This window comes from Acetobacter oryzoeni, assembly GCF_004014775.2.
Classification (GTDB): domain Bacteria; phylum Pseudomonadota; class Alphaproteobacteria; order Acetobacterales; family Acetobacteraceae; genus Acetobacter; species Acetobacter oryzoeni.
This window is the reverse complement of record NZ_CP042808.1, coordinates 1744699-1769235: the sequence shown is the minus strand read 5'-3', so window position 1 is coordinate 1769235 and position 24537 is coordinate 1744699. Positions and strand designations below refer to the sequence as shown.

Genomic DNA, 24537 nt, shown 5'->3' with positions numbered 1-24537 from the left:
CCGCAAATCCATGCGCCCACCTCCGCCGCTTCCTACGGGGGATATGCCTGTTGTTGTTATTGCAGGTCGGCCAAACGTTGGTAAATCCACACTGTTTAACCGCCTTGTAGGGCGCAGGCAGGCCCTTGTGGCGGATACCCCCGGCGTGACCCGAGACCGCAAGGAAGGTGTGGCCCTTATTCGTGGGCGCTACGTGCGGTTGATTGATACCGCCGGGCTGGAAGAAGCAGCCCCCGAAAGCCTGTTCGGGCGGATGCGCTTTTCTTCTGAGAGTGCTGTGCGTGAAGCAGACTTGGTGCTGTTTTGCGTAGATGCGCGCGCAGGTATTACGCCAGCAGATGAGCATTTTGCACAGTGGATCCGGCGTCAGAACCGCCCTGTATTGCTGATTGCCAATAAATCCGAAGGCCGGCTTGGCGCAGCTTCCGCAATGGAGGCCTATGCTCTGGGCTTGGGCGAACCTTTGGCGCTTTCTGCCGAACACGGTGAAGGTGTGACGGACCTGATGTGGGAAATTGCCGATAGGCTGCCCGCAGAGCCGGAGCATGAGGCAGAACCTGAAATTGAAGCAGCAGATGATTTTGCTGTGGAAGAAGGGGAAGAACCTCCGCGCCCGACTGGCCCATTGCGTGTGGCTATTGTGGGCCGCCCCAATGCAGGTAAATCTACGCTCATGAACGCCCTTTTGGGTGAAGAGCGTATGATTACCGGGCCGGAAGCAGGGCTTACGCGAGATTCCATTGCCGTTACGTTGAAAGATGGCGATGATACGTTTGAAATTGTAGATACGGCTGGTTTGCGCAAAAAAGCGCGCATTGATGAATCTCTGGAAAAAATGTCCGTTTCAGCTGCTATCGAGGCGCTGAAAATGGCAGAGGTGGCCGTGCTGGTGCTGGATGCGACATTGGGCGTGCATGAGCAGGATTTGCAAATTGCTCGCCTGATTGAGCGTGAAGGCCGTGCCTGCGTATTGGCCCTGAATAAATGGGATGCCGTGCAGGATCGCACAGCCACACGTAATGCTATTCTGGACCGTTTGAGCATTTCTCTGGCCCAGATGCGTGGCGTACCAGTTGTTACTTTTTCTGCACTTACCGGTGCTTCCATTCACAAACTGCTGCCAGCGGTGCGTGATGCATGGACAGTCTGGAACGCACGCGTGCCCACAGGTGCCCTCAACCGCTGGTTTGAGGAAATGCTGGAACGCCATCAGCCACCATTGGTGCAGGGGCGCAGGTTGAAACTGCGGTATATCACGCAGGTGAAATCTCGTCCGCCAACGTTTGTTATATTCGGCACGCGGGCTGAACAACTGCCGGATGATTACAAGCGCTACCTTGTAAACGGCCTGCGTGAAACGTTTGATCTGCCGGGTGTGCCTATTCGCTTGCAAACGCGCGGCACCAAAAACCCTTACGCAGATTCCTGATTGAATAGGCGCAGACACTTTCTTTTTGTCAGAACACCATTCGTTGCATTTGGCAGTAAGCCATTACAATGGTGTTCTAACGAGAGAATATGAGGGCACGGAGCACACCGTCTGGCGGTGCTTAAATTGTTTGTCTCAGGTGTCCGAGGCGGCGTGCAGGGCTGTCACTCAATATATTAGCTGCACAACATGAGGTGGGAGCACCACGCCCGCGTGCGTTCTGGATTTCCAGAAAAGGCAGGTAGGTCACTCCTTGCAGGCAAAAGAAAGCTTTGCTCCATGACACAAATCCCCAATTCTCAGTCAGCACCGGTTGCAGATGGGCTTCATGGAGCAGCCCGCAATATGGCCATGCTGGCTGTGGCGCTTTCTGTTTTTCTGGCATTGCTGGACTACGCCATTGCAAACGTTGCACTGCCCGATATTGCGCGGGATTTAAACGCTTCCTCATCTTCGTCCATCTGGGTTGTAAATGCCTATCAGATGGCCAGTCTGGTTTCCCTTCTGCCGCTGGCTGCGTTGGGTAGTCGGGTGGGGTTTGCCAGGCTTTGTCAGGTAGGGATCATCATTTTTATGGTGTCATCTCTATTCTGTGCCACGGCCACCAGCTTGCCTATTTTGGCGGGTGCGCGTGTGTTGCAGGGTATTGGTGGTGCATGCATTATGAGTGTGAATATCGCGCTAGTGCGGTTTATTTACCCTCATGCAGAAATTGGGCGCGGTATTGCTCTTAATGGTGTTGTGGTGGCGCTTGGTGTGGCCTTGGGGCCTACGGCTGCTGCTGCCATTCTTACCATAGGGTCTTGGCCGTGGCTGTTCTGGATTAACCTGCCATTTGGGGCTTTGGCCTTGGGCATGGCCTTTTATGCGCTGCCTAAAGTACCACGCACTTCTGGCGCGTTGGATATTACAGGCAGCATATTGTGCATGCTGGCTTTTGGGGCCTCCGTAATGGGGGGAGATGGGCTGGCACATTCCCAAAATACAGCCATTTCCTGTGCATTACTGCTGGCAGGGCTTGCAGCCGGAGTGCTGCTGGTGCGGCGTGAGGCAGAAGTTTCACAACCCATTTTGCCTGTTGATTTGCTGAAAAATCCAGAATTCGCAGTGGCCTTTATCACCGGGTTCTGTGGCTTTGTGGCCTCTAACTTCTACATCGTTTCCATGCCGTTTACGTTGCACAACACTCTTGGCCTCAGCTCAGCCGCCACGGGTTTGCTCATTAAGCCTTGGCCGTTGGGCATTATGTGCGCAGCGCCACTGATCCGGCGCGTAGCAGATAAGGTTTCTGCGGGCGTGTTGTCTTCCATTGGTCTGAGCACAACGGCACTGGGTTTCTTTTTGCTGTGGCTTTTGCCGGCTCATCCTTCTGTGTGGGATATTGCATGGCGCACCGGCGTGGCAGGTTGGGGGTTTGGGTTTTTTCAGCCTCCCAATAACCGAGCCATGATGGTGGCCGCGCCTCATACACGGGCTGGTGGTGCCAGTGGTATGGTGCAGGTTGCACGCCAAGCGGGGCAGACCTTGGGGGCTATGGGGGTTGCGGCCTTTTTTACATGGTTTGCACAAGGGGCCACACAAAAGTGCTTGCTTATGGCCGGATGTGTGGCGCTGTTTGCCGCCATGCTAAGTGCCAGCCGTTTGTTTCTGAATACAAAAAAAGCAGCCTGAGGCTGCTTTTTTATTGGTCGCATTATGTCTGGCTGTTCAGACTTCAGCTTCAAGGAAGATACGGCTGACATCCCCCATCCACGCGCCATAATAACGTTCCAGCCAACGTTCAGCCTGTGTGGGCGCACCAGCTACCAAAGAGGTAAGGGGCGCAAGATAGACCCATTCGGTCTGTCCGCTTTCATCCGTCATATCCCGGCCCTGTAGGCCGTCCATGGCAATGGCAATCATCTGTGCAGCCAGATCACGCACTGTGCCTTCACCCCAAGGCGTATCCAGCCCCATAAGTGGCACAATCTCGCGCAGCTTTACGTAGTCTTCCCAAGGGTGAGATTTTACGAGTTCCCAAGCAGATTCCAGCGCCGCATCATCATACAAAACACCCGTCCACAAAGTGGAAAGAGCCAGCATCATTTCTGGTGATCCCGCATCAGCGCCACGCATTTCCAGGAACTGCTTGAGCCGCACATCGGGGAAGGCTGTTGTAATGTGGTCTTCAAAATCCCCAATGGTGGGGGTTACATCTTCCAGCCCGTCCTGCCGTTCACCATTCATCCATGCGCGGAAGGAGCGGCCAGCCACGTTGCGCATTTTGCCATCACGCATAATGAAATACATGGGCACATCCAGCACCCATTCCACATAGCGTTCAAAGCTGAAGTCATCTTCAAACACGCATGCTGGCATGCCGGAGCGGGCGTTGTCCGTATCTGTCCAGACCTGTGCGCGGTTGGAAAGAATGTTGTTGGGCTTGCCTTCTACAAAAGGAGAATTGGCAAACAGGGCCGTGGCTACCGGTTGCAGCGCCATGGAAACACGCATTTTGCGCACCATGTCCTGCTCAGACCCAAAATCCAGATTCACCTGCACGGTGCAGGTGCGCTGCATCATGTCCAAACCCATTGAGCCAACTTTGGGCATGTATTCGCGCATAATGGCGTAGCGGGATTTGGGCATCCACGGCAGTTCTGCCCGTGTGGCAGTGGGGTGAAAGCCCAAGGGCGCAAAGCCTAGCCCCAGTTCACGCGCAATGGGGCGCACGGCATCAAAATGGGCTGTCAGTTCTTCTGCTGTTTCGTGCAGGGTGCGCAAGGGCGCGCCAGAAAGCTCAAACTGCCCGGCAGGCTCAAGGGAGATAGCAGCACCAGCGGCATCTCCCCGCCCTTTCAGGCCGATGATGTTGTTATTGTCGAGCACAGATGTCCAATCATCCGGCTCAAACTTCTGCAGGCCCTTAAGCAGGGCTTCAATGCCATTGGGGGCATAAGGTGGGGCAGAATAGGCTTTCTGCCCTTCCTTTACGGCTTCTGGGCGCAGAAAGCCGAATTTTTCGTGTTCCGTGCCAATCCGCCATGCGTCACGCGGCTTGCATCCCTGCGCAAGCACTTCGGCCAGCTGTGCAACGGTGCGGGCAGGGGTTTCATCTGATGCGCCGGGGTTGGACATGGGGTATCACAGATCCTTGAAAAACAGAGAAATCGCACTCTGCGCCAGCAAAGCGGAGATATGAAGCGTTATTGTGACAAAACAGCAGCCGAACGCAAGCCGCAGCCTATAAGTGCCAGCCCGGCAGCCACGGCCGTATCAGCCCGCAACACCAATGGGCCTAGGGATATTGGCGTGATGCAAGAATATTTTAGCATCATCTGGCATTCCCTATCACTTAGGCCCCCTTCAGGGCCAACCAAAAAACCATCCCCTGCATGGGCCTCGGGCAGCAGGGAAGGGGTATGAATAGCCCGGTCCTCTCCGCGTTCTATGGCGGCAAACAGCCGGTGCTCCTGCGGCCAGCTTGCCAGAAAATCTGTGAACGATTGCGGAGACTCTACGTGTGGCACATCAAAGCGCTCACATTGTTCTGTGGCTTCGGTGGCAATGGCATGCAGGCGGTCGGGGTTGATGCGATGTGTATTGGTGCGTTCGGTGATAAGAGGCACAAAATGCGTAACACCCAGCTCCGTGCCCATACGCAAGACCAAATCTGTGGCATCGCGTTTGAGCAAGGCAAAAGCCAGAACCAAGGCAGGCTGCTGCGTGGGAGCGCGAAGTTGGCGCTCCAGCTCAAAAAAGCCTTTGTCCTTCCGGATTTCCGTAATGCGTGCCAGCCATTCCCCACTGTTTGCATTGAAGATGCGCACGTGGTCTCCGGCTTTTTTGCGCAATACTGTGCCCAGATAGCGGGCCTGATCTGGCGCAATTTGCAGCGTTAGGCCCGTGTGGGCATCTCCCAGTATTTCTGGGGCATTATAAAGGCGCGGAAGGTGCGCGGTGGCATCTGTTACAACCATGGTTACCGGGTCTGTCTGAGCTGAAAGGTGTAAGTGGTTTCCGCTTTGTGGCATAGAACACCAGCCCTTAACACCATATGCCTTTCTGAACAGGATACGTGAACAGCCGTGTCAGTTTCTTCCAGCCATACAGATATCCGCATTACAGGGTGGATTGCCCATCTGCCTCCGGCGTTGCAGGCTTATGCTTTGCTTGCGCGGTTGGATAGGCCAATAGGCACGTGGCTTTTATGGTTGCCGGGCATGTGGGGTATTCTGCTGCCTCAGGGTGTTGCCACTTCCGAACGCATTCGGCTGGTTGTGCTGTTTGGCATTGGCAGCCTTGTGATGCGGGCTGCGGGCTGCGTTGTGAACGATATGTGGGACAGGGATATAGACCGGCAGGTGGCGCGCACGGCTGGGCGGCCATTGGCATCTGGCGCGTTGAGCATGAAGCAGGCCACACTCTTTTTGGTGCTGCTTTTGCTGGCAGGCTTGGCTGTGCTGGTGCAGTTGAACAGCCTTTCATGGATTTTGGGTGTGTCATCCCTGCTGCTGGTGGCGCTTTACCCATTGGCCAAGCGGTTTACGTGGTGGCCTCAGCTTGTCATGGGGTTTACCTTCGGCTTTGGCGCACCCATGGGATACGCGGCTGCGGCCGGGCATTTATCTTGGGCGCAGGCAGCTTTGTATGCGGCAACCATTGTGTGGCAACTGGGGTTTGATACCATTTATGGCTTTCAGGATATGGAAGACGATGCCCGCATTGGTGTGAAATCCACATCTCGCCTTATGGTCGGCCGGGCGCATGGGTTTATTGGCACCTGTTACGGGCTGATGCTTGTTTTGCTGGCTGTGGCTGCTGTTTTGGCGGGGGCTGGCCCACTTTTTTGGGTGGCTTTGGTGTTGCCTGCCATATTGTTGTGGCAACAGGCCCGTAAGGTAGACCCCACAAGCCCCGCTTTGTGTCTGGCCCAGTTTAGGGCTAATCGAGAAATTGGTCTGGCCGTAGCGTTGGCGCTGGTTGCCGGGTTGATAGCTGTATAAGCCTGCATGCTTCAGATGAAAGAAACCACGTTTATGAAATCCATTTTCCGGGCTGTTCTGCCAGCGGCTATGGGGTTGGTTCTGGCTGGCAGCCAGGCTTATGCACAGGACGATACCGGTGAAACGGCTATTCCCGTAGCATCTTCTTCCGCTCCGGCTGCTGTGGCGCTTTCTGCATCCGATAAAGCATGGCTGAAGCGGATTGAGCAGGCGCTCAACCAGTCCAAAACCTTTCAGGCCCGCATTCAACAGCTTGATGCAGAAGGAAAACGCACAACCGGCACCGTGTGGATGAAGCGCCCCGGCCAGATGCGCTTGGCGTATGATCCGCCTTCACCGCTGCTGCTGGTAGCCAACGGGGGTAAGGTTGTGTTCCGAGATAACCAGTTGGACCAAACCACGGTTATTCCCATTGAGCGCACACCTCTGGGCCTTCTGCTGCGCCCTCATGTCAGCCTGACAGATGATGTCACGGTAACGGGCTTTCAGCATGATAACGGGCTGGTGCAGGTTACGCTTGTGCGCACATCCTCCCCCGGTGATGGCAGCCTGACACTGGTTTTTTATGAAACGCCAGTTGCTCTGCGGTCATGGAGTGTGCTGGACGCGCAAGGGCGCGAAACCCGCGTAACCTTGTTTGATGTGCATGCGGGTGCAGACATTCCGGCAAGCACTTTTGTTCTGCCTGCCGAGGACAACTAAACTGTGTTGAAAGCAGCTTTTTCCGTGCTTCTTCTGGAAAAAGCTGCCGTGCAGGCCGATATATTCACACAGATTGAGACAGATTGAAGTGAGGCACGCAGGCTATGGCCGCAGAGCGTGAACCCCCGGTAATGGGTGATGATCTTTTTGGGCTTCCTCCCGAGCCATCGCAGGGAAGAAATGCGGACGCACGCAAAAAGCCAGCGCCCACGCAACCATTGGCGGACCGTCTGCGCCCGCAACGGTTGGAGGATGTGGTAGGGCAGGCGCATCTGCTGGGGCCAGAGGGTGCGCTCACACGTATGCTGGAACGAGGCTCACTTGCCAGTTTGATTCTGTGGGGTGGGCCGGGTGTTGGCAAAACCACTATTGCCCGCCTTCTGGCACAGGCTGCTGGGTTAAAGTTTGTGCAGCTTTCGGCTGTGTTTTCTGGCGTGGCGGATCTAAAAAAAGCCTTCGAGAACGCACGCAGGCAGGCAGAAGTGGGTGGCGGTACGCTGCTGTTTGTAGATGAAATCCACCGCTTTAACCGCGCGCAGCAGGATGGCTTTTTGCCGGTGGTAGAAGATGGCACCGTTGTGCTGGTTGGTGCCACAACCGAGAATCCATCCTTTGCGCTCAATTCCGCTTTGCTGTCACGCTGTCAGGTTATGGTGCTTAACCGGCTGGATGACCCAGCTTGTGAAGCCCTGCTGGTGCGGGCGGAAGAAGAAACAGGCAGGCCCTTGCCGCTTACGGAAGATGGGCGTGTAACCCTCCGCGCCATGGCAGATGGTGATGGCCGTTACCTGCTCAACATGGTGGAGCAGCTTTTAAGCCTGAAAACAGAAAAACCGCTGGATGCGCAGGCCCTTTCCCGCCTGTTGGCAAAACGCGCCATTTTGTATGATCGAGATAGGGAAGAGCATTACAATCTGATTTCCGCTCTGCATAAATCCATGCGCGGATCAGACCCGGATGCAGCCCTCTACTGGTTTGCCCGTATGCTGGAAGGCGGGGAAGACCCGCGTTATCTGGCCCGCCGTATGACACGCTTTGCCGCGGAAGACGTGGGCATGGCAGACCCACACGCCCTGCCATTGGCCGTGGCTGCGTGGGAAACGTATGAGCGTTTGGGTTCGCCGGAGGGGGAACTGGCCTTGGCGCAGCTTGTGGTGCACCTGGCTACTGCACCCAAATCCAACGCGGTTTATAAAGCCTATGGCGCGGTCCGCCGTGCAGCCAAGGCTACAGGCAGCCTGATGCCCCCGGCACATATTCTAAATGCTCCCACCAAACTGATGCAGGATATCGGCTACGGTAAGGGCTATCAGTATGACCACGATGCGGAAGAAGGCTTTTCTGGCCAAAACTATTTTCCCGACGGCATGAAGCGCCAGAACTTCTATAATCCAACGGGTAGGGGCTATGAACGGGAGGTTCGTCACAGGCTAGAAACGTGGTCCCGCTTGCGGGATCGGCGTTAGTCGTGAATATCGGCGCATGAGTGTTGTCAATCGTACCGTAAGCGAAGACGAAGCCGGTATTCGTCTGGATCGCTATTTTCGCCGCCATTACCCGCATCTTACGCAGGGGGCGCTTCAAAAACTGTGCCGCACGGGCCAGATTCGTGTTGAGGGCAAAAGGGTAGAAGCCTCCACCCGGTTAGAACCGGGGCAAACGGTGCGCGTGCCCCCCATTCCCATGGCCGCCAAGCCTGCGCGCGATGTGCCCCGCCCGCTGGATGAAAAACTGGCGCGCGAAATCCGCAAGATGGTGGTGTATCAGGACAAGCACGTTATTGTCCTTAACAAGCCCGCAGGGCTTGCCGTGCAGGGTGGCCCCGGCATTACCAAACATATTGACATGATGCTGGATGGCCTGCGGGAAGAAGATGATCCGCGCCCACGGCTGGTGCACCGGATTGATAAAGATACCTCCGGCCTTCTGCTGCTGGCGCGCACTCCCGGCGTAGCGGCCAAGCTGGCGGCATCTTTCCGTGGTCGGGACGTAAAAAAGATCTACTGGGCTGTTGTGGTTGGGCGGCCTGATCCGCTTTCGGGTGAGATAGATCAGCCATTGGCCCGTTTGGGTGCTGGCCCCGGTTCCATCACCGTGGCGGCTGACCGTAAGGATGCCGATGCACAATCTGCACGGTCTGTTTACGAAGTGCTGGATTCGGCTGCACGCAAGTTTTCTTGGCTGGAACTTTCACCGCTTACTGGTCGCACGCATCAGCTCCGTGTGCATTGCGAATCTTTAGGCACACCTATTTTGGGAGATCCGAAATACGGTGGAGCAGCAGCCCATCCTTCTGGCTTTACAGACAGGCTGCATCTGCATGCCCGGATGCTGGATATGCCACATCCGGCAGGTGGGCGCTTAACTGTAAGTGCCGAATTACCGCCTCATATGCGTGAAACCTTCCGAACTCTTGGGTTTGTGCCGGGCACCACACCGCCACCTTCACGCCGTGGTGGCCAAGGATAAGGACGGTTCAAGTTGAAACAGGAGAAACGCACATGCGTCTGAAATGGAAAATCGGCCTGCTGGCGGGGGCCGCTGTTCTGGCGCTGGGCGGTGGCACAATTATATCTGCCACGCAGGATGCAGACTGGCTAAAAACACGGCTGGCCGATGCTGTGGAAAGCAGCACCGGCCGCCGCCTGACCATTGGCCAGTTGCATGTGTGGATTCTGCCTTTTCCGTGGGTGGAAGCAAAGAACGTAAAATTGTCCAGCGTGGCGGAAGATGGCGTGAACATGCTGGATATCGGACAGGTGCGTGCCCGGTTGGCATTGTTGCCGCTGTTTTCTCATCGCATTGCGTTTGAAGATGTCAGCCTCATCAGCCCACAGGTGCGGTTGCGCCGTTTGGCAGATGGGCGGGCAGATTGGCATTTCACACCTCAGGAACGCCAAAGCGGCATCGGGGGCTCTTCGTCTTCCAGTTCTGGCAAGATGCACTGGAATCTGACGGTTTCAGATCTTTTGCTCACACAGGCGCAGGTCGCTTGGGATGATGCGGTGCATCATCGTTCTGGCGCTTTTCAGATTGCCGAAGGCAAGGTGAAAGGGCTTTCGGGGAACGCGCCTGATTTTGATGTAAAACTGCGTAAAGGAGCTGGGCAGTTAGCGCTTACAGGGCAAACAGGGCCTTTGTTGCCAATGTCTGCCCAGTTGCCAATGCAGCTGAGAATCTCCCTGACTGTGAATGGCCATCCTGCCGGGCTGGCGCATATAGATGGGTCCATTACAGATCCGCAGGGCCAAAAAGTCTATGCGTTGCAGATTGGTGGTTCTGTTGCGCAGCTGCGTGATCTGAATGTCTTTTTCCCACATGCAAATCTGCCAGAAGGTCGGAATGTTTCTGTAGATATGGCTGTTGGCGGGCAGGGCGCGCAGCCTGCACCCCAAAGCCTGCACGTGCGTGCTGAAAATGTGGATGTAGGCGCATGGTTGCCACAGGCCGCATTAACTCGGGTGGTAATAGATACGGCAGGCCCCACAGATCCGGTAACGGCTCAGATTGATGGTCAGGTGGGTGTGCAGGTGTTGAGCCTGCGTGGCACGGTGGGAACAATGCAGCAGTTGGCTGCTGCGCCCGAACACGTTGCACAGCAGATTGTGCCGGTGGATTTAACGCTCACGCAGGGTGAATCCAGCATACACGGTACAGGCACTCTAAGTGCTGGTGCTTCTGCGCTGGATGTGCATGGCCAGCTCGCGCACGTGGTGCCGGGGGGTGATCTGCCAGCCGCCAATGATCTTAAAGTAGATGGGCACATAGATGTTGCTGATACGGCATCTGTGGTGCGGCACCATGCCGTATCAGATGTGCTGCGTGGCGCACGGGGCGCCATGGATGTGCAAGCGCAGAGCGTAAACTGGCAGGGCGTAACATGGGCGCATGTCAGCGCACATGCCACGCTGCAAAATAGCAGACTGACACTTGAGCCCGTGCAGGCTGAAGGCAATGGTTTCCAGCAAGCTGGCCGTTTGGTGTATGACGTGGCCGGTGCTTTGCCCCAAATTGAATTGGCGGCGCACCCTGTGTTTTTACTCCTGCCTGTTGTTGAGCGCTGGCTTGGCCTTTCTTCCTCGCTTTCCGGCACTGTGCAGCTTGTGGGCGCAGTTTCCACGCAAGGGGAAACGCCGGAAGATCGGCGCAATAATCTGGACGGGCACCTTGGGGTTTCGGTTGTGGATGGTAGCATAAGTGGTGCCGCTATTCGCACGCTTCTGGGCCCACAGGTGCCGGTTAAAGGCAAAATGCCCGTAAGGTGCTTTGGCAGCCATATGCAGTTTGCGCAGGGCAATGCCAATATTGATATGCTGGGGCTGGAAACGCCGTTTCTGGTGCTGCATGGGCACGGCACGGTGGGGCTGGGCTCTCAGGCGCTGGATATGCACCTGTCTCCGCGCGTGTTGCTGGGTGGGGCTTCGGCTTCTTCCGATGTTGCGGTTACAGGTACATTGTCAGATCCCAAACCGCGTATGGATCCGGCTTACGAAGGCCGGTATGGCATAAGCATTGGCGGAAATGACGGGGAGGGAGATAACTGCCCCTCCATGCTTTCTGCTGCGCGTGAGGGTGTGGCTGGGCCAGATGCACCGCAGAAAAAAGCGGGCAAGGAAGGAAAGGTCATGAACATGTTGCGTGGCTTGGGGCTATTCCAATGAAAATGGCATCTACCGAACATAATGTTTCTGGCAATGCGCCGGTTGGCCGCAAACGGTTCTGGAAACAGGCAGACGTTGTGCCGGAAGGGCAGGGCTTTGTTGTGCAGCTTGATGGGCGCAGCATCCGTCTGCCACGCAAGACCCCGCTATGTGTCACGTCTCGCGCATTGGCAGATGCGCTGGCGGCAGAATGGCAGGCCGCCGGGCAAAATGCAGATGGTCTTTTTTCACCTGCAGATCTGCCCCTTACAGGTATTGCGGGCTCTATGATCGAGCGTATTCCTGCAGAGCGGGAAGGGGTTTTGCGCAGCCTTCTGGCTTATGCGGGCAGTGATCTGTTGTGTTACCGGGAGCCGGGGGAAGGCAAGCTGGCGCAGGCCCAGCGCAAGGAATGGGACCCGTGGCTGGAATGGCTGCGGAAGCAGTATGGGGTTACTCTGCACACATCATCTGGCGTGATGCCAATTGTGCAGCCCGAAGAGTCTTTGCAAAAGCTCTATGATGCCATGGAAAAGCTGAATGCGGCGGAATTGGCTGTGCTTGCTGTTTCCGTGCCAGCATTAGGGAGCCTTGTGCTGGGTTTGGCGCTGGTAAATGGCGCTGGTTCTGTAGATGAACTGGTGGCCAGCGCAACGCTGGATGAACGTATGCAAATGGCTGTGTGGGGTGAGGATACGGAAATAACGGACCGTATTGCCGGTATTCAGCGGGAAGTGGCCGATGCAGCCCGTTTTCTGCAATTGGCGCGCACGCCTGCGGTTTGATGTCAACCCGCATCCCCAAGCATTTATATGCGGCGTTACTCTTGGCAAGTTTGGAATCTTCCCCAAGTATGAAGCAGTTCAAGCTTTAAGGAGCATAGACATTATGAAAATCAAAAAGACCCTTCTGGCAGCAATTGTGGCTGCAGGTGTTTCTGTTGCAGGCGTTAGCGCACATGCAGAACCCGGTAATGGATTTAATGGAAACGGTTTTGGCCCCGGTATTCCGGGTGCAGGGCTGAATGCTCTGGACGGCATTGATCTTACCAAAAAGCAGCGCAAGCAGATTCAGACCATTCTGCAGGAAGCTCACCGTCAGGATCAGACGCAGGATCTCCGTGGTGATTTCGACAAAATTCACCGCCAGATTGAAGACGCGCTGACATCCCCCGGCCCGGTGGATAAAGACAAGGTTGCAACACTGCAGCAGGAAATGGCAACCCTGCGCGCCCAGCGTGAATCCCAGCATCTGGAAACGGCTTCCCGCATCCATGATGTGCTGACGGCTGATCAGTTGGCCCAGATTCATGCACGTCAGGTTAAGATTCATGATCTGCTGGATCAGCTTCATGCTGTTGAACATCCTGCTCCGGCAGCCGATGCAGATAAATCTGGCAAGTAAACCGCCAGAAGGTTCTTGACTCTCGCAGGGGTATCCCGTAACCCCTGCAACAAATCAGGCCCGCCACTCCGCGAGTGTTCGCGCAGTGGCGCGTCTTGTTATGGGGTGTGATACTTTTGTTCGAAGCTCTTTCAGGCAAGCTTTCCGGCGTTTTTGATGGCCTCGCTAAACAGGGGGCGCTGTCTGAAGCCGATGTTCTGGAGGCAATGCGGGAAGTCCGTCTGGCCATGCTGGATGCTGACGTTGCGCTGCCTGTTGTTAAAGACTTCGTTAATAAAGTTAAGGAACGAGCCGTTGGGCATGAAGTGCTGGAAAGCATTTCTCCCGGTCAGGCTGTCGCTAAAATCGTCAATGATGCTCTTATTGATGCCCTTGGCGGTGCCGGTGCTGTTCCCCTCAATCTAAATTCCACCCCACCTGTTCCCGTTCTGATGGTTGGTTTGCAGGGGTCTGGTAAAACCACCACTTCTGGTAAATTGGCTCTGCGCCTTAAAACGCGTGAACGTAAAAAGGTTCTGCTCGCTGCTCTGGATACGCAGCGCCCTGCAGCTCAGTTGCAGCTTGCGCAGTTGGCAGAGCAGGTTGGCGTTACATCCCTGCCGATTGTGGCTGGGCAGACACCTGTAGAAATTGCCAAGCGTGCCCTCGATACAGGGCGGCGCGAAGGTTATGATGTCGTTATCCTCGATACCGCCGGTCGTCTTTCCATAGACGAAGCGTTGATGGACGAGGTGCGGCAGATTCGTGATGTCACACACCCGGCAGAAACCCTGCTGGTTGTAGATGCCATGACCGGGCAGGATGCCGTAAATACTGCCAAGGCCTTTAATGAGGCTGTTGGTGTGACCGGTGTTGTCATGACCCGGATGGACGGTGATTCCCGCGGTGGTGCAGCGCTTTCCATGCGTGCCATTACCGGTGCTCCCATCAAGCTGATTGGTACGGGTGAAAAGCTGGACGGGCTGGATGAATTTTATCCAGAACGTGTGGCCGGTCGTATTCTTGGCTTGGGTGATATTGCCGGGCTTGTTGAAAAAGCCGCCGATACGCTTGATCAGGAAGAAGGTGAACGCCTCGCCCAGAAGATGATGGCGGGCAAGTTCGATCTGGATGACTACGCATCCCAGATCCGCCAGATCAACAAGTTGGGCTCCATTTCCGGTATTCTGGGCATGCTTCCGGGTATGGGTAAAGTTAAGGAAGCTTTGGGGGATAAGGATCTTGATACCTCGATCCTGAAAAAGCACCTTGCCATTATTTCTTCCATGACCAAGGCAGAGCGTAAAAACCCTGCCATTATCAAGGCATCGCGCAAAAAGCGTATTGCTGCCGGGTCTGGATCTACAGTTCAGGATGTTAACAAGCTGCTCAAGCAGTTTGATATGATGTCCTCCATGATGAAGCGCTTCAACAAACTGGGCTTGAAAGGTCTCATGCGCCAGGGAATGTCTGCGCTCATGCCGAAAGGAATGGGAGGGGGAGGGCCGCCGGGTGGACCTGGTGGCAATCCTTTCCGCTAAGGCGGTCTATTTCTAGAAGCAGTTTTTCGGGTTTTTTATTTTTGGGTCTGGAGTAACTCCGAATGAGTCTTAAAATTCGTCTTGCCCGCGCAGGTGCCAAGAAGCGTCCGTACTACCACATCGTTGTGGCAGATAGCCGCAGCCCGCGTGATGGCCGTTTCATTGAAAAGGTTGGCGCTTACAACCCAATGCTGCCGTCTGATCACGCTGAACGCGTGCGTCTGACAGAAGAACGCATCAAGCATTGGCTGTCTGAAGGCGCTCAGCCGACAGATCGCGTGGCTCGCTTCCTTGGTAACGCAGGTCTGGCTCCTAAGCCCGCTTATCGTGAACAGCCTAAAAAGTCTGCTCCGAAGAAGAAGGCACAGGAACGCGCTGCTGAAGCCGCTAAAGCTGCCGAAGCCGCTGCTGCCTAAAGCCTGAAACCATCATGTGCTCAAACCTCATTCTGATGGGCGTTGTTGGTAAACCGCATGGTGTGCGCGGCCTTGTGCGTGTGCGCGCTTATGCGGAAAACCCGCAAACGCTGGAGCAGTGTGGGGCATTGCAGGACGATCAGGGCCGTAAATGGTTCCTCAGTTGGCGTGGGGCGGGTAGCGTAGCCGAATTGCGGGATGCCAATGGCACTCCGCTGGCTGATCGTGATGCCGCGCAGGCGTTGGTGAATACCCGCCTGTATGTGCCGCGTGCAGCTTTGCCGGAACCTGAGGAAGAAGAATTCTACCATGCTGATTTAATTGGCATGGAAGCTTTCGAAAACGGTCTTTCTCTTGGTCGTGTTGTGATGGTGCATGATTATGGAGCTGGCGCCAGTCTGGAACTGAGTGATGGTTCCCTTGTTCCGTTTACTCAGGCCTGTGTGCCTGAGGTGCATCTGAAACAACGGACAATCACGGTGGTGCGGCCCGAAGAAGTTTCGGGCGAAGAAGGACGCGGCGTTGGTAAACGGCAGAAAACAGAGGTGCAGCTATGAACTGGCAGGCCACTGTGCTCACGCTGTTTCCTGAAATGTTTCCGGGCCCACTGGGGCTTTCCCTTGCAGGGCGAGCACTGGAAAAAGGCTTGTGGACATGTCGGACGGAAGATCTGCGGCAGCATGGTCTGGGCCGGCATCGTGCAGTAGATGATACACCATTTGGTGGTGGTGCAGGCATGGTTATCCGCCCAGATGTGGTGGATGCCGCCTTTGCTGCCTCTCAGGCGCCAGCAAATGTGCCGCGTGTGTATCTTACACCGCGTGGGCGGCCATTAACGCAGCAGGATGTGCGGCGTTATGCGGCTGGTTCTGGGGTGTTGTTGCTGTGTGGTCGGTTTGAAGGTGTGGACGAACGTGTGCTGCAAGCACATGACGTTGAGCAGGTATCCATCGGAGATTACATTCTCTCGGGTGGGGAAACTGCCGGACTGGTGTTGCTGGATGCGTGTGTGCGTCTGCTACCCGGCGTGATGGGGTGTGAGGAAAGTGGCGTAGAGGAAAGTTTTTCCGAAGGGCTGCTTGAATATCCGCACTATACCCGTCCTGCCGAGTGGGAAGGGCGCGCTGTGCCGGAAATCCTGCTTTCGGGCAATCATGCCGCCATCGCGGCCTGGAGGCAGAAGCAGGCAGAAGAAATAACGCGGGAAAGAAGGCCGGATCTGTGGTCTGCCTGGCTGGCTCGCAAGGAAAGAAACATGGCTGAAGCTGTGGGCGGGGCCGCACAGACAGACCATTTTGGGGTTTGAGGAAGGATACCGACATGAACATCATTCAGCAGTATGAAGCTGCAGAAATTAAGCGTCTGACAGCAGAGCGCGCTGTTCCGGAATTCGAAGCCGGTGATACGGTGCGCGTTTCCGTTAAGGTGCAGGAAGGTGAACGTACCCGTCTGCAGGCTTTTGAAGGCGTTGTGATTGCCCGTTCCAACAAGGGCCTGAACAGCAACTTCACCGTGCGCAAGATTTCCAATGGTGAAGGTGTGGAACGTGTGTTCCCGCTGTACGCACCTACGGTTGCAGAAATCAAGGTTGTGCGTCGTGGTAAAGTGCGTCGTGCAAAGCTGTACTACCTGCGTGGCCGTAGCGGTAAGTCTGCTCGTATTGCAGAACGCCCGCGTGAAGTGGTTGCTCCGGCAGCCAGCTAAAACCATATAACCGTTCACATCGGTCTGATATGGTTTTTAAAACCCGACTGGCCTATGTCAGTCGGGTCTTTTTGATATATAGGCATACCGCAACAGCATTGGCCTAATAGGTGAGCTGATGCACGTAGCGTAAGAGATATAAAGGAGGAGGGCATGGGCCCGCGTACGTTGTTCGACAAGATCTGGGATGATCACGTCGTTGAAACTCTGCCGGACGGCACCTCTATTCTTTATATTGACCGGCACCTTGTGCACGAAGTCACCAGCCCGCAGGCTTTTGAAGGCTTGCGTCTGGCAGGGCGTAAACTGCGCCACCCGGAAAAGACTGTGGCTGTGGTTGACCACAACGTGCCAACGTCTGACCGCACCCAGCCGATTGAAGAAGCCGATAGCCGCAACCAGATTGAAACGCTGGAACGCAACGTTAAGGAATTCGGGGTTCCGTATTTCCCGCTGCTTTCTGCCAATCAGGGCATTGTGCACGTTGTCGGGCCAGAGCAGGGGATTTCTCTGCCAGGCATGACCATTGTGTGTGGGGATTCCCATACCTCTACGCATGGTGCGCTGGGTTCGCTGGCTTTCGGTATCGGTACGTCGGAAGTCGAGCATGTAATGGCCACGCAGACCATTCTGCAGCGTCCGGCTAAAAACATGCGCGTTACGGTTGATGGCACGCTTGGTGCTGGCGTTTCTGCCAAAGATATCATGCTGGCTATTATCGGGCATATCGGCACGGCTGGTGGCACAGGGCATGTAATCGAATTTGCAGGTTCCGCCATTCGTGGGCTGGACATGGCAGGTCGTATGACGCTGTGCAACATGGCCATTGAAGCCGGTGCGCGCGCAGGTATGGTTGCGCCAGATGAAACCACGTTTGAATATGTGCGTGGCCGTCCGTTTGCCCCCAAGGGTGAAGAGTTCGACAAGGCTGTTGCCTATTGGAAAACGCTGGCTTCTGATGAAGGTGCGCATTTCGATAAGGAAGTGACGCTGCGGGCCGAAGATATCAGCCCCAGCCTGACATGGGGCACAAGCCCGGAAACAGTGCTGCCCATTACGGCCATCGTACCTAACCCTGCTGATGAAGCTGATGAAGCCAAGCGCACCCAGATGCAGCGTATGCTGGACTACATGGGGCTGGAAGCTGGGCAGAAAATTGCTGGCACACCAGTTGATGTGGTTTTCATTGGCTCTTGCACCAACAGCCGTATTGAAGATTTGCGTGCCGCAGCGCAGATAGCCGCTGGCCGCAAGGTGGCTGAAGGCGTGCGCGCCATGATTGTGCCGGGTTCGGGCAATGTAAAGCGGCAGGCAGAAGAAGAAGGGCTGGACCAGATTTTTCTGGATGCAGGTTTTGAATGGCGTGAGGCCGGGTGCTCCATGTGCCTTGGTATGAACCCAGATCGGCTAACACCGGGCCAGCGTTGTGCTTCTACATCCAACCGTAATTTTGAAGGACGTCAGGGGCCGGGCGGTCGCACACATCTGCTGTCTCCTGCCATGGCCGCGGCTGCTGCTGTGACGGGGTGCCTGACTGATGTAAGGGAGCTGGCATAATGGAAAAGTTTACAACTCTGTCGGCCATTGCGGCAGCTCTGCCAGAAGCCAACATTGATACAGACAAAATTATTCCGGCTCGGTTTTTAAAAACCACGCAGCGCACTGGCTTGGGTAAAAATGCCTTTGATGCCATGCGTTATCTGCCAGATGGTAAAGAAAACCCGGATTTTGTGCTGAACAAGGAACCGTGGCGTAAAGCTGAAATCCTGATTACCTATGACAATCTGGGCTGCGGTTCATCGCGTGAGCATGCGCCTTGGGCACTGCTGGATTTTGGTATTCGGTGCGTGATTGCACCTTCCTTTGCCGATATCTTCTTCAATAACTGCTTCAAGAACGGCATTTTGCCGATCCGCCTGCCGCGTGAAATTTGCGATCAGCTGATGGCAGATGCCAGCATGGGCAGCAATGCCCGCCTTACGGTTGATCTGCCCCGGCAGGTTATTGTGCGGCCAGATGGGCAGGAAGTGCCTTTTGAAATCGACCCGTTCCGCAAGCATCTGCTGCTGGAAGGGCTGGATGATATTGGCCAGACGCTTCAGCACGAAACAAATATCGAAGGGTATGAAAACCGGGAAAACCGGGAAAAACCCTGGATGCCTTCCATTCATATTGATTGATTATTCTGGAGCTGCATGATGACTGCACAGAACACAGCCATAAAACTTCTTGTTCTGCCGGGTGACGGTATTGGCCCCGAAATCATGCGGGAAGTCCGGCGTGTTATTGACTGGCTGGAAAGCCGTCGTGGCCTGTCCTTCGATATTACGGAAGATGTGGTTGGTGGTGCTTCTCTGGCAGAATACGGTGAGCCTATCCGTGATGAAGTGATCGAGAAGGCATGGGCTGCGGATGCAGTGCTGTTTGGCTCGGTTGGTGATCCAAAGTGGGCGCATGTGGGGTTTGAAAAGCGCCCGGAAGTGGCCATTCTCAAGCTGCGGCAGGAACTGGGGCTGTTTGCCAACCTGCGCCCGGCCAAAGTGTTTGATGCACTGGTAGATGCCAGCACGCTTAAGCCGGATGTGGTGCGTGGGCTGGATATCATGATCGTGCGTGAAACGGTGGGGGGTATCTATTTTGGTAACCCACGTGGCATTGAAACCCTGCCAGATGGCAGCAAGCGGGGCATCAACACAGAAGTTTACACCACGTCTGAAATTGAGCGTGTAGCGCGTGTGGCGTTTGATCTGGCCCGCAAACGGTCTAACCGTGTGTGTTCTGTTGAAAAATGCAATGTCATGGAAAGTGGCCTTCTGTGGAAGGAAGTGGTGACAGATGTGCATGCCAAAGAATTCCCGGATGTAGAACTCTCTCACATGCTGGCCGATAACTGCGCCATGCAGATGGTGCGTAACCCGCGCCAGTTTGATGTGATTGTGACCGGCAACCTGTTTGGTGATCTGCTGTCTGATCTTGCATCCATGCTGACAGGCAGCTTGGGTATGCTGCCTTCTGCAACGCTGGGTGCTGTGCGCGAAAATGGCAAATTCCCTGCGCTGTATGAGCCCATTCATGGCAGTGCGCCGGATATTGCCGGGCAGGGCATTGCAAACCCCATTGCGCAGATTCTGTCTTTTGCCATGTTGCTCCGTTACTCCCTGAACAAGCAGGAAGAAGCCAACATGATTGAGCAGGCGGTTTCCAACGTACTGGAAAGCGGTTTGCGCACGGCAGATATCATGAGCGAAGGCATGGCGCGCGTTGGCACATCCGTGATGGGTGAAGCCATTGTGCGGGAGCTGGATAAGCTCCAGAAGTAACGCTCTTAATAAGCAGCAAGTTAAAAGGCCGTCCCACTTTTAGGTGGGCCGGCTTTTTTTTATGGGCGACAAGCTATGGAAACATAGCAGACACAAAAAAGGCCGGAACATCCATAGGATGCCGGCCTTTTTTGGATAGAAGTATGGAAAGGCTTAGAAGCCTTCGCGTTCCAGACGCTTGCGTTCCATCTTACGAGCACGGCGCACGGCTTCTGCCGCTTCACGGGCCTTGCGCTCAGACGGCTTTTCGTAGTGCCGACGCAGCTTCATTTCACGGAAGATGCCTTCACGCTGCATTTTCTTCTTGAGCGCTTTAAGAGCCTGATCGACATTGTTGTCACGGACGAGAACGTGCACTTGGTCTCTAACCCCTGTTTCAGAAAAATCCGGGCAACCCGGCTTTTTGTAGATTATCACGGAACCGGAACCGTCGCAGCCTTGCGGGGCGCCGATTCCTTTGTTGGCGGCCTCTATAACACGGCCTTTAGACAAGATACAATTTGTTCTTTCGTGTTTAAAATGCACTTCTGTGTGCTTTTATTGTGCAACCTCCACAGAAATGGGGTGAAAAATGGCAGTTCTTGCAATAGCCCGCATGGGGCACCCGGTTTTAAGGCAGCCCGCGCAGGAGGTGCCAGACCCCACAGCGCCAGATATTGCGCGCCTGATAGCGGATATGCGTGAAACTCTGGAAGAAAGCGGTGGGGTAGGGTTGGCTGCCCCGCAGGTATTTGTTTCCCAAAGGCTTTTTATTTACAGCGTGCCACTTGCGCGCAGTGAAGGGGAGGATGATCCACCTTTGCCTGTGCAGGCTTTGATCAACCCGGTTTTAAAACCGGTTGATGATGAAAAAATACTACGGGCTGAAGGCTGCCTTTCCTTGCCCGACCTGCGGGGGGAAGTGCTGCGCTACAAGCGGATATGGTATGCCGGGTTTGATCAGCACGGACAAAAGGTGGAAGGCATGGCCACAGGGTTTCGGGCGCATGTCATGCAGCATGAAATGGATCATCTGGATGGAATCCTCTATCCCATGCGGATGACGGATATGAGCAAATTTGGGTTTGCAAAAGAAATCACACGGTATGGGGCGTAGGGCATGAGCACGGGTGCAGGTAAGATAAGTCAGGCTATCTCATTGGCAGTGGCAACTTTGGCTGCTGGCATTATGCCTGCGCCTTTGGAGCGTGATCCAGCGCGGGATGAGATCCTGCGCCAGATGGCTGCCGTAGCCGGAGAGCGTGGATGGGGCATGGATGTGCTGCTGCAAGTGGCAGGCCCAGATGCGGATCTGCTGTTTCCCGGTGGCAGTGCAGAGCTTGTGGAAGCATGGTTCGACCTATGTGACAGAGATATGCTGGAAGCCATGTGGGATACGGAAGAGGCACCTCGCTTAAGCCAGCGTGTGCGGCAGGCGCTGCTGTATCGGCTTCCGGTGGATGAGGCTGTCCGTTCAGCTACACGTAAAGGCCTCTCCGTTCTGCTGGCCCCGTGTGAGGGAAAAGCACTGCGCCGGAGCATGATGCGTACTATCAATGCCATCTGGCAGGCTGCACAGGATGACTCCTCGGGGCTAACTTACGTAACCAAGCGCCTCAGCTTGGGCGGTGTCTATGCCTCTGTGCTGCTGTACTGGCTGGCGCGCGGTGATAATGAAGCCGCTTTGGCAGCTTTTGTTGATAGGCGTCTGTCAGATGTTCTGCGCATTGGGCGCATTAAAGCCCGTATGGGTGGTTTTCCCTTTATGGCGCGGGCCTAAGAGCCTTTTGCGGGAGGCCTAAACACCTATGTCCTTACCTCATGAAACAGCAGGAGCAGATCTGCTCTTTCTGCGGGAAGAACAGTTGCGGCTGGCGCAAACCCTTATGTTTCTGGCATCGCGCGATATGGCGCAGGCTATTGAGCCTGTTTTGGAAGCGGATGGGTTGGGCCACGCGCATTATCGGGTGTTGCAGGTGTTGGCGTTTAGTCCCGGTATTCCGGTTAGTCGCCTTCAGGCTGTGTTGGGGGTGACAAAACAAAGCCTTGGCCGCACCATGCATGAACTGGAAGCAAGGCAGTATCTGGAAAGCCAACCGGGGCGTCAGGACAGGCGGCAACGTCTGCTTTTTTTAAGCCCAGAAGGCAAAGCGGCAGAAGCCAGATTGTTTGCTGTTGTGCGCCATCGCCTTGTAGCTGCGTATCGAGAGGCAGGAGGCGCAGCTGTGGAGGGGTTTCGGCGCGTGATGCGTGGAATGTTATCCGAACAGAGTCGGTCTGTATTGAATGAAGATGCAGCCGGTAAAAAAGGAGGGCGGCATGGAGCATGAGCGCGAGAGTGTGGAAGAAGATGTCGCCCCGCATGTTATTGTGGTGGATGATGATCCGCGGTTACGGCGGCTGTTGCAGCGCTACCTGTTTGAGCACGGCTTTCGGGTAAGCGTAGCAGCTAGCGCAGCAGAGGCACGGCAGACACTGGAAGGCATTCAGCCAGATGCCATGGTCTTGGATGTGACCATGCCGGGTGAAAACGGCTTGGAACTGACACGCGCACTACGTGATGAAGGGCAGGAACTCCCCATTCTGCTTCTTACAGCACGCGGAGAACCAGCAGACCGCATTACGGGGCTGGAAGCCGGTGCTGATGATTATCTCGGTAAGCCTTTTGAGCCACGTGAACTGCTTTTGCGCCTGAAAGCCCATTTACGGCGGCATCAACCTGCTCCGGCAACGGATAATCTGCGTATCGTGCGGTTGGGGGATAAAGAGTTTGATCCCGTTCGGCTTATTTTAAGCGGGCCCAATGGCACCATTCATCTTACGGGAGGCGAGGCCGCTCTGCTTTCCGTATTGGCACGTAGGCCCAATGATGTGTTCTCGCGCGAGGAAATTGCCAAGGCGCTGGATATGGCGGAAATTGGAGAGCGCGCCGTAGATGTGCAGGTAACGCGCCTGAGGCGACGTATTGAGCCTGACCCCAAGGAGCCAAGATACCTGCATACCATCCGTGGGCGTGGATATGTGCTCAAACCGGGGCTGTAAGACATAAATCATGCGGCGCAGCGGGCTAAAGCTTTTTCCATCCTCATTCTGGAAGTCACGCAGGGTGGAAAAATCCATGCGGCGCGTGCTTCCACGTTCGCTTCTGGCGCGGTCTTTGCTGATTGTGTTGATCCCATTGCTGATCACGCAGGGCATCGCGCTGGAAGTATTTTACGGCAATTTTCTACAGGTTGCCTCGCGCCGTCTTTCAGATTCGGTCACATCAGAAATTGTGCTCTCATTAAATGCCTTGGAGCGTTTAAAAAAACCGGCAGACAGGCAGTGGTTTGTAGAGCAGGCCCAACAGCATTTGCAGTTGGTAGAATCGTGGCATTCCAATGCACGGCTTAGGCGATTTGGTTCCACCCACGTGTTGGGGCCTATGGATGAAGATCTGGCTCGTGCGCTACGTGCCTCTATCAGCTACCCGTTTTTCGTAAATTGGCGAGAAGATCCCCACACAGTCAAAATCTCCATCCAGTTGCCAGATGGTGTACTGGATGTGGAAGCCCCACGTAAACGGCTGGATATGGGGCAGATATGGCTGTTTGTAGCATGGGCGGTTGGCAGTTCTTTGCTCCTGTTTGTGATTGCCAGCCTGTTCATGCGTAATCAGGTGCGGGCTATTCGGCGGCTTGCCCACGCGGCTGAACAGTTTGGGCTTGGGCGTGATATTGGCCCTATTCGTCCGGCAGGGGCGCAGGAAGTGCGCAAGGCAGCTGTGGCCTTTAACCGCATGCAAGACCGGATTTACCGTTTTGTCTCGCAACGCACGGGCGTTCTGGCGGGCGTATCGCATGATTTGCGCACGCCACTTACCCGCCTACGGCTTTCTCTGGACATGATGCCCCGTACCGGCATGGTGCGAGCAGAAGACATTCAGCCCGATGTAGAGGACATGATTGGTGACGTGGCGGAAATGGAGCACATGATTGCCAGTTATTTAGCCTTTGCACGCGGGGAAGGGACCGAAAATATTGCGGACACCGAAATAGAACCCTTTTTGGAAGATGTGGCTGCCGCAGCCCGGCGCGCTGGTGCGCATGTTTTCTCGGTGCGTGTGGCGCTGGGGTTGCGGGTGCATATGCGCCCAGATGCCATGCGGCGCGCATTAATCAATTTGGTGGATAATGCGCGCCGTTATGCAAAGCATATCAATTTAAGCGCTCAGGGCCGATCAGATGGCGTTGTGATGATGGTAGATGATGATGGGCCGGGTATCCCCCCAGAACGCCGAGACAGCGTTCTACGGGCCTTTGAGAGCGGGCGTGGGGGTGGAACCGGGCTGGGGCTCACAATCTCGCGCGACATCGTGCGCGCGCATGGTGGTGAGATGGAATTGCTGGATTCCCCAATGGGTGGTTTGCGCGTCAGGCTGTTCCTACCGCGCTAGACC

The 24537-nt window shown here is 55.3% G+C and carries 25 protein-coding genes; 22 read left to right on the top strand and 3 right to left on the bottom strand.

What is annotated here, in order from left to right; translation table 11 throughout:
• Positions 1 to 10 precede the first annotated feature (10 nt).
• Positions 11 to 1429 (top strand): ribosome biogenesis GTPase Der, encoded by a 1419-nt coding sequence (gene der / locus EOV40_RS08155; RefSeq protein ID WP_035362253.1) that lies wholly within the window; start codon positions 11 to 13, stop codon positions 1427 to 1429.
• Positions 1430 to 1708: 279 nt separating this feature from the next.
• A complete protein-coding gene (locus tag EOV40_RS08150) occupies positions 1709 to 3100 on the top strand; it encodes an MFS transporter (RefSeq protein ID WP_128105619.1) in 1392 nt (463 codons plus the stop codon).
• Between the two features lie 36 nt (positions 3101 to 3136).
• Here EOV40_RS08150 and EOV40_RS08145 read toward each other — a convergent pair whose 3' ends face one another.
• A complete protein-coding gene (locus EOV40_RS08145) occupies positions 3137 to 4546 on the bottom strand; it encodes a glutamate--cysteine ligase (protein WP_003629613.1) in 1410 nt (469 codons plus the stop codon).
• Positions 4547 to 4614: 68 nt separating this feature from the next.
• The gene (locus EOV40_RS08140; RefSeq protein ID WP_128105618.1) at positions 4615 to 5442 is read right to left on the bottom strand and encodes a 16S rRNA (uracil(1498)-N(3))-methyltransferase; all 828 of its coding nucleotides are present in this window, start codon (positions 5440 to 5442) and stop codon (positions 4615 to 4617) included.
• Positions 5443 to 5496: 54 nt separating this feature from the next.
• Between EOV40_RS08140 and ubiA the strand changes: the two genes are divergently transcribed.
• The 15 genes from ubiA (at position 5497) to leuB (ending at position 20120) form a co-directional block, all read left to right on the top strand.
• On the top strand, positions 5497 to 6414 hold the full coding sequence (gene ubiA / locus EOV40_RS08135) for a 4-hydroxybenzoate octaprenyltransferase (RefSeq protein ID WP_128105617.1): 918 nt from the start codon (positions 5497 to 5499) through the stop codon (positions 6412 to 6414).
• Between the two features lie 6 nt (positions 6415 to 6420).
• Positions 6421 to 7116: a LolA family protein gene (locus EOV40_RS08130; protein WP_003629618.1), complete on the top strand. Its 696-nt coding sequence runs from the start codon at positions 6421 to 6423 to the stop codon at positions 7114 to 7116.
• Between the two features lie 104 nt (positions 7117 to 7220).
• Complete coding sequence (locus EOV40_RS08125; RefSeq protein ID WP_128105616.1) at positions 7221 to 8582, top strand: replication-associated recombination protein A; 1362 nt, start codon at positions 7221 to 7223, stop codon at positions 8580 to 8582.
• Between the two features lie 16 nt (positions 8583 to 8598).
• Complete coding sequence (locus tag EOV40_RS08120; RefSeq protein ID WP_042787565.1) at positions 8599 to 9585, top strand: RluA family pseudouridine synthase; 987 nt, start codon at positions 8599 to 8601, stop codon at positions 9583 to 9585.
• A 32-nt stretch (positions 9586 to 9617) separates the two neighbouring features.
• A complete protein-coding gene (locus EOV40_RS08115; protein WP_128105615.1) occupies positions 9618 to 11777 on the top strand; it encodes an AsmA family protein in 2160 nt (719 codons plus the stop codon).
• Entirely contained in the window at positions 11774 to 12541 is a 768-nt protein-coding gene (locus tag EOV40_RS08110) for an ATP12 family chaperone protein (RefSeq protein WP_128105614.1), read from the top strand. The genes EOV40_RS08115 and EOV40_RS08110 overlap by 4 nt, the downstream gene beginning before the upstream one ends.
• 103 nt (positions 12542 to 12644) lie before the next feature.
• Complete coding sequence (locus EOV40_RS08105) at positions 12645 to 13160, top strand: Spy/CpxP family protein refolding chaperone (protein WP_050820122.1); 516 nt, start codon at positions 12645 to 12647, stop codon at positions 13158 to 13160.
• Positions 13161 to 13276: 116 nt separating this feature from the next.
• Positions 13277 to 14680, top strand: a complete 1404-nt coding sequence (ffh, locus tag EOV40_RS08100) for a signal recognition particle protein (protein WP_128106226.1) — start codon at positions 13277 to 13279, stop codon at positions 14678 to 14680.
• Positions 14681 to 14742: 62 nt separating this feature from the next.
• The gene (gene rpsP / locus EOV40_RS08095) at positions 14743 to 15096 is read left to right on the top strand and encodes a 30S ribosomal protein S16 (protein ID WP_042787560.1); all 354 of its coding nucleotides are present in this window, start codon (positions 14743 to 14745) and stop codon (positions 15094 to 15096) included.
• 14 nt (positions 15097 to 15110) lie between these two features.
• Positions 15111 to 15653: a ribosome maturation factor RimM gene (rimM, locus tag EOV40_RS08090; protein WP_128105613.1), complete on the top strand. Its 543-nt coding sequence runs from the start codon at positions 15111 to 15113 to the stop codon at positions 15651 to 15653.
• Positions 15650 to 16402, top strand: a complete 753-nt coding sequence (trmD, locus tag EOV40_RS08085) for a tRNA (guanosine(37)-N1)-methyltransferase TrmD (RefSeq protein ID WP_128105612.1) — start codon at positions 15650 to 15652, stop codon at positions 16400 to 16402. The genes rimM and trmD overlap by 4 nt, the downstream gene beginning before the upstream one ends.
• A 14-nt stretch (positions 16403 to 16416) precedes the next feature.
• Positions 16417 to 16800 carry a 50S ribosomal protein L19 gene (gene rplS, locus EOV40_RS08080; RefSeq protein WP_003623953.1) on the top strand — a complete coding sequence of 128 codons (384 nt, stop codon included), beginning with the start codon at positions 16417 to 16419 and terminating at the stop codon, positions 16798 to 16800.
• A gap of 153 nt (positions 16801 to 16953) precedes the next feature.
• Positions 16954 to 18357: a 3-isopropylmalate dehydratase large subunit gene (gene leuC, locus EOV40_RS08075; protein WP_128105611.1), complete on the top strand. Its 1404-nt coding sequence runs from the start codon at positions 16954 to 16956 to the stop codon at positions 18355 to 18357.
• The gene (gene leuD, locus EOV40_RS08070; protein ID WP_050820118.1) at positions 18357 to 18980 is read left to right on the top strand and encodes a 3-isopropylmalate dehydratase small subunit; all 624 of its coding nucleotides are present in this window, start codon (positions 18357 to 18359) and stop codon (positions 18978 to 18980) included. The genes leuC and leuD overlap by 1 nt, the downstream gene beginning before the upstream one ends.
• 15 nt (positions 18981 to 18995) lie before the next feature.
• On the top strand, positions 18996 to 20120 hold the full coding sequence (gene leuB, locus EOV40_RS08065; RefSeq protein ID WP_087651942.1) for a 3-isopropylmalate dehydrogenase: 1125 nt from the start codon (positions 18996 to 18998) through the stop codon (positions 20118 to 20120).
• Positions 20121 to 20273: 153 nt separating this feature from the next.
• Here the strand turns inward: leuB and rpsU are convergent, their stop codons facing one another.
• On the bottom strand, positions 20274 to 20477 hold the full coding sequence (rpsU, locus tag EOV40_RS08060; protein ID WP_019088333.1) for a 30S ribosomal protein S21: 204 nt from the start codon (positions 20475 to 20477) through the stop codon (positions 20274 to 20276).
• 214 nt (positions 20478 to 20691) lie between these two features.
• Here rpsU and def point away from each other — a divergent pair, with 214 nt between their 5' ends.
• The 5 genes from def to EOV40_RS08035 are packed head-to-tail and all read left to right on the top strand — an operon-like array spanning position 20692 to position 24534.
• On the top strand, positions 20692 to 21216 hold the full coding sequence (def, locus tag EOV40_RS08055) for a peptide deformylase (protein ID WP_128105610.1): 525 nt from the start codon (positions 20692 to 20694) through the stop codon (positions 21214 to 21216).
• A 3-nt stretch (positions 21217 to 21219) separates the two neighbouring features.
• Entirely contained in the window at positions 21220 to 21879 is a 660-nt protein-coding gene (locus tag EOV40_RS08050) for a ubiquinone biosynthesis protein COQ9 (RefSeq protein ID WP_128105609.1), read from the top strand.
• A 28-nt stretch (positions 21880 to 21907) separates the two neighbouring features.
• A complete protein-coding gene (locus EOV40_RS08045) occupies positions 21908 to 22429 on the top strand; it encodes a MarR family winged helix-turn-helix transcriptional regulator (RefSeq protein ID WP_050820114.1) in 522 nt (173 codons plus the stop codon).
• Positions 22419 to 23141: a response regulator gene (locus EOV40_RS08040; protein WP_003623943.1), complete on the top strand. Its 723-nt coding sequence runs from the start codon at positions 22419 to 22421 to the stop codon at positions 23139 to 23141. The genes EOV40_RS08045 and EOV40_RS08040 overlap by 11 nt, the downstream gene beginning before the upstream one ends.
• Positions 23142 to 23151: 10 nt before the next feature.
• Positions 23152 to 24534, top strand: coding sequence for an ATP-binding protein (locus tag EOV40_RS08035; RefSeq protein ID WP_128105608.1), 1383 nt, complete (start codon positions 23152 to 23154; stop codon positions 24532 to 24534).
• Positions 24535 to 24537: the final 3 nt, after the last annotated feature.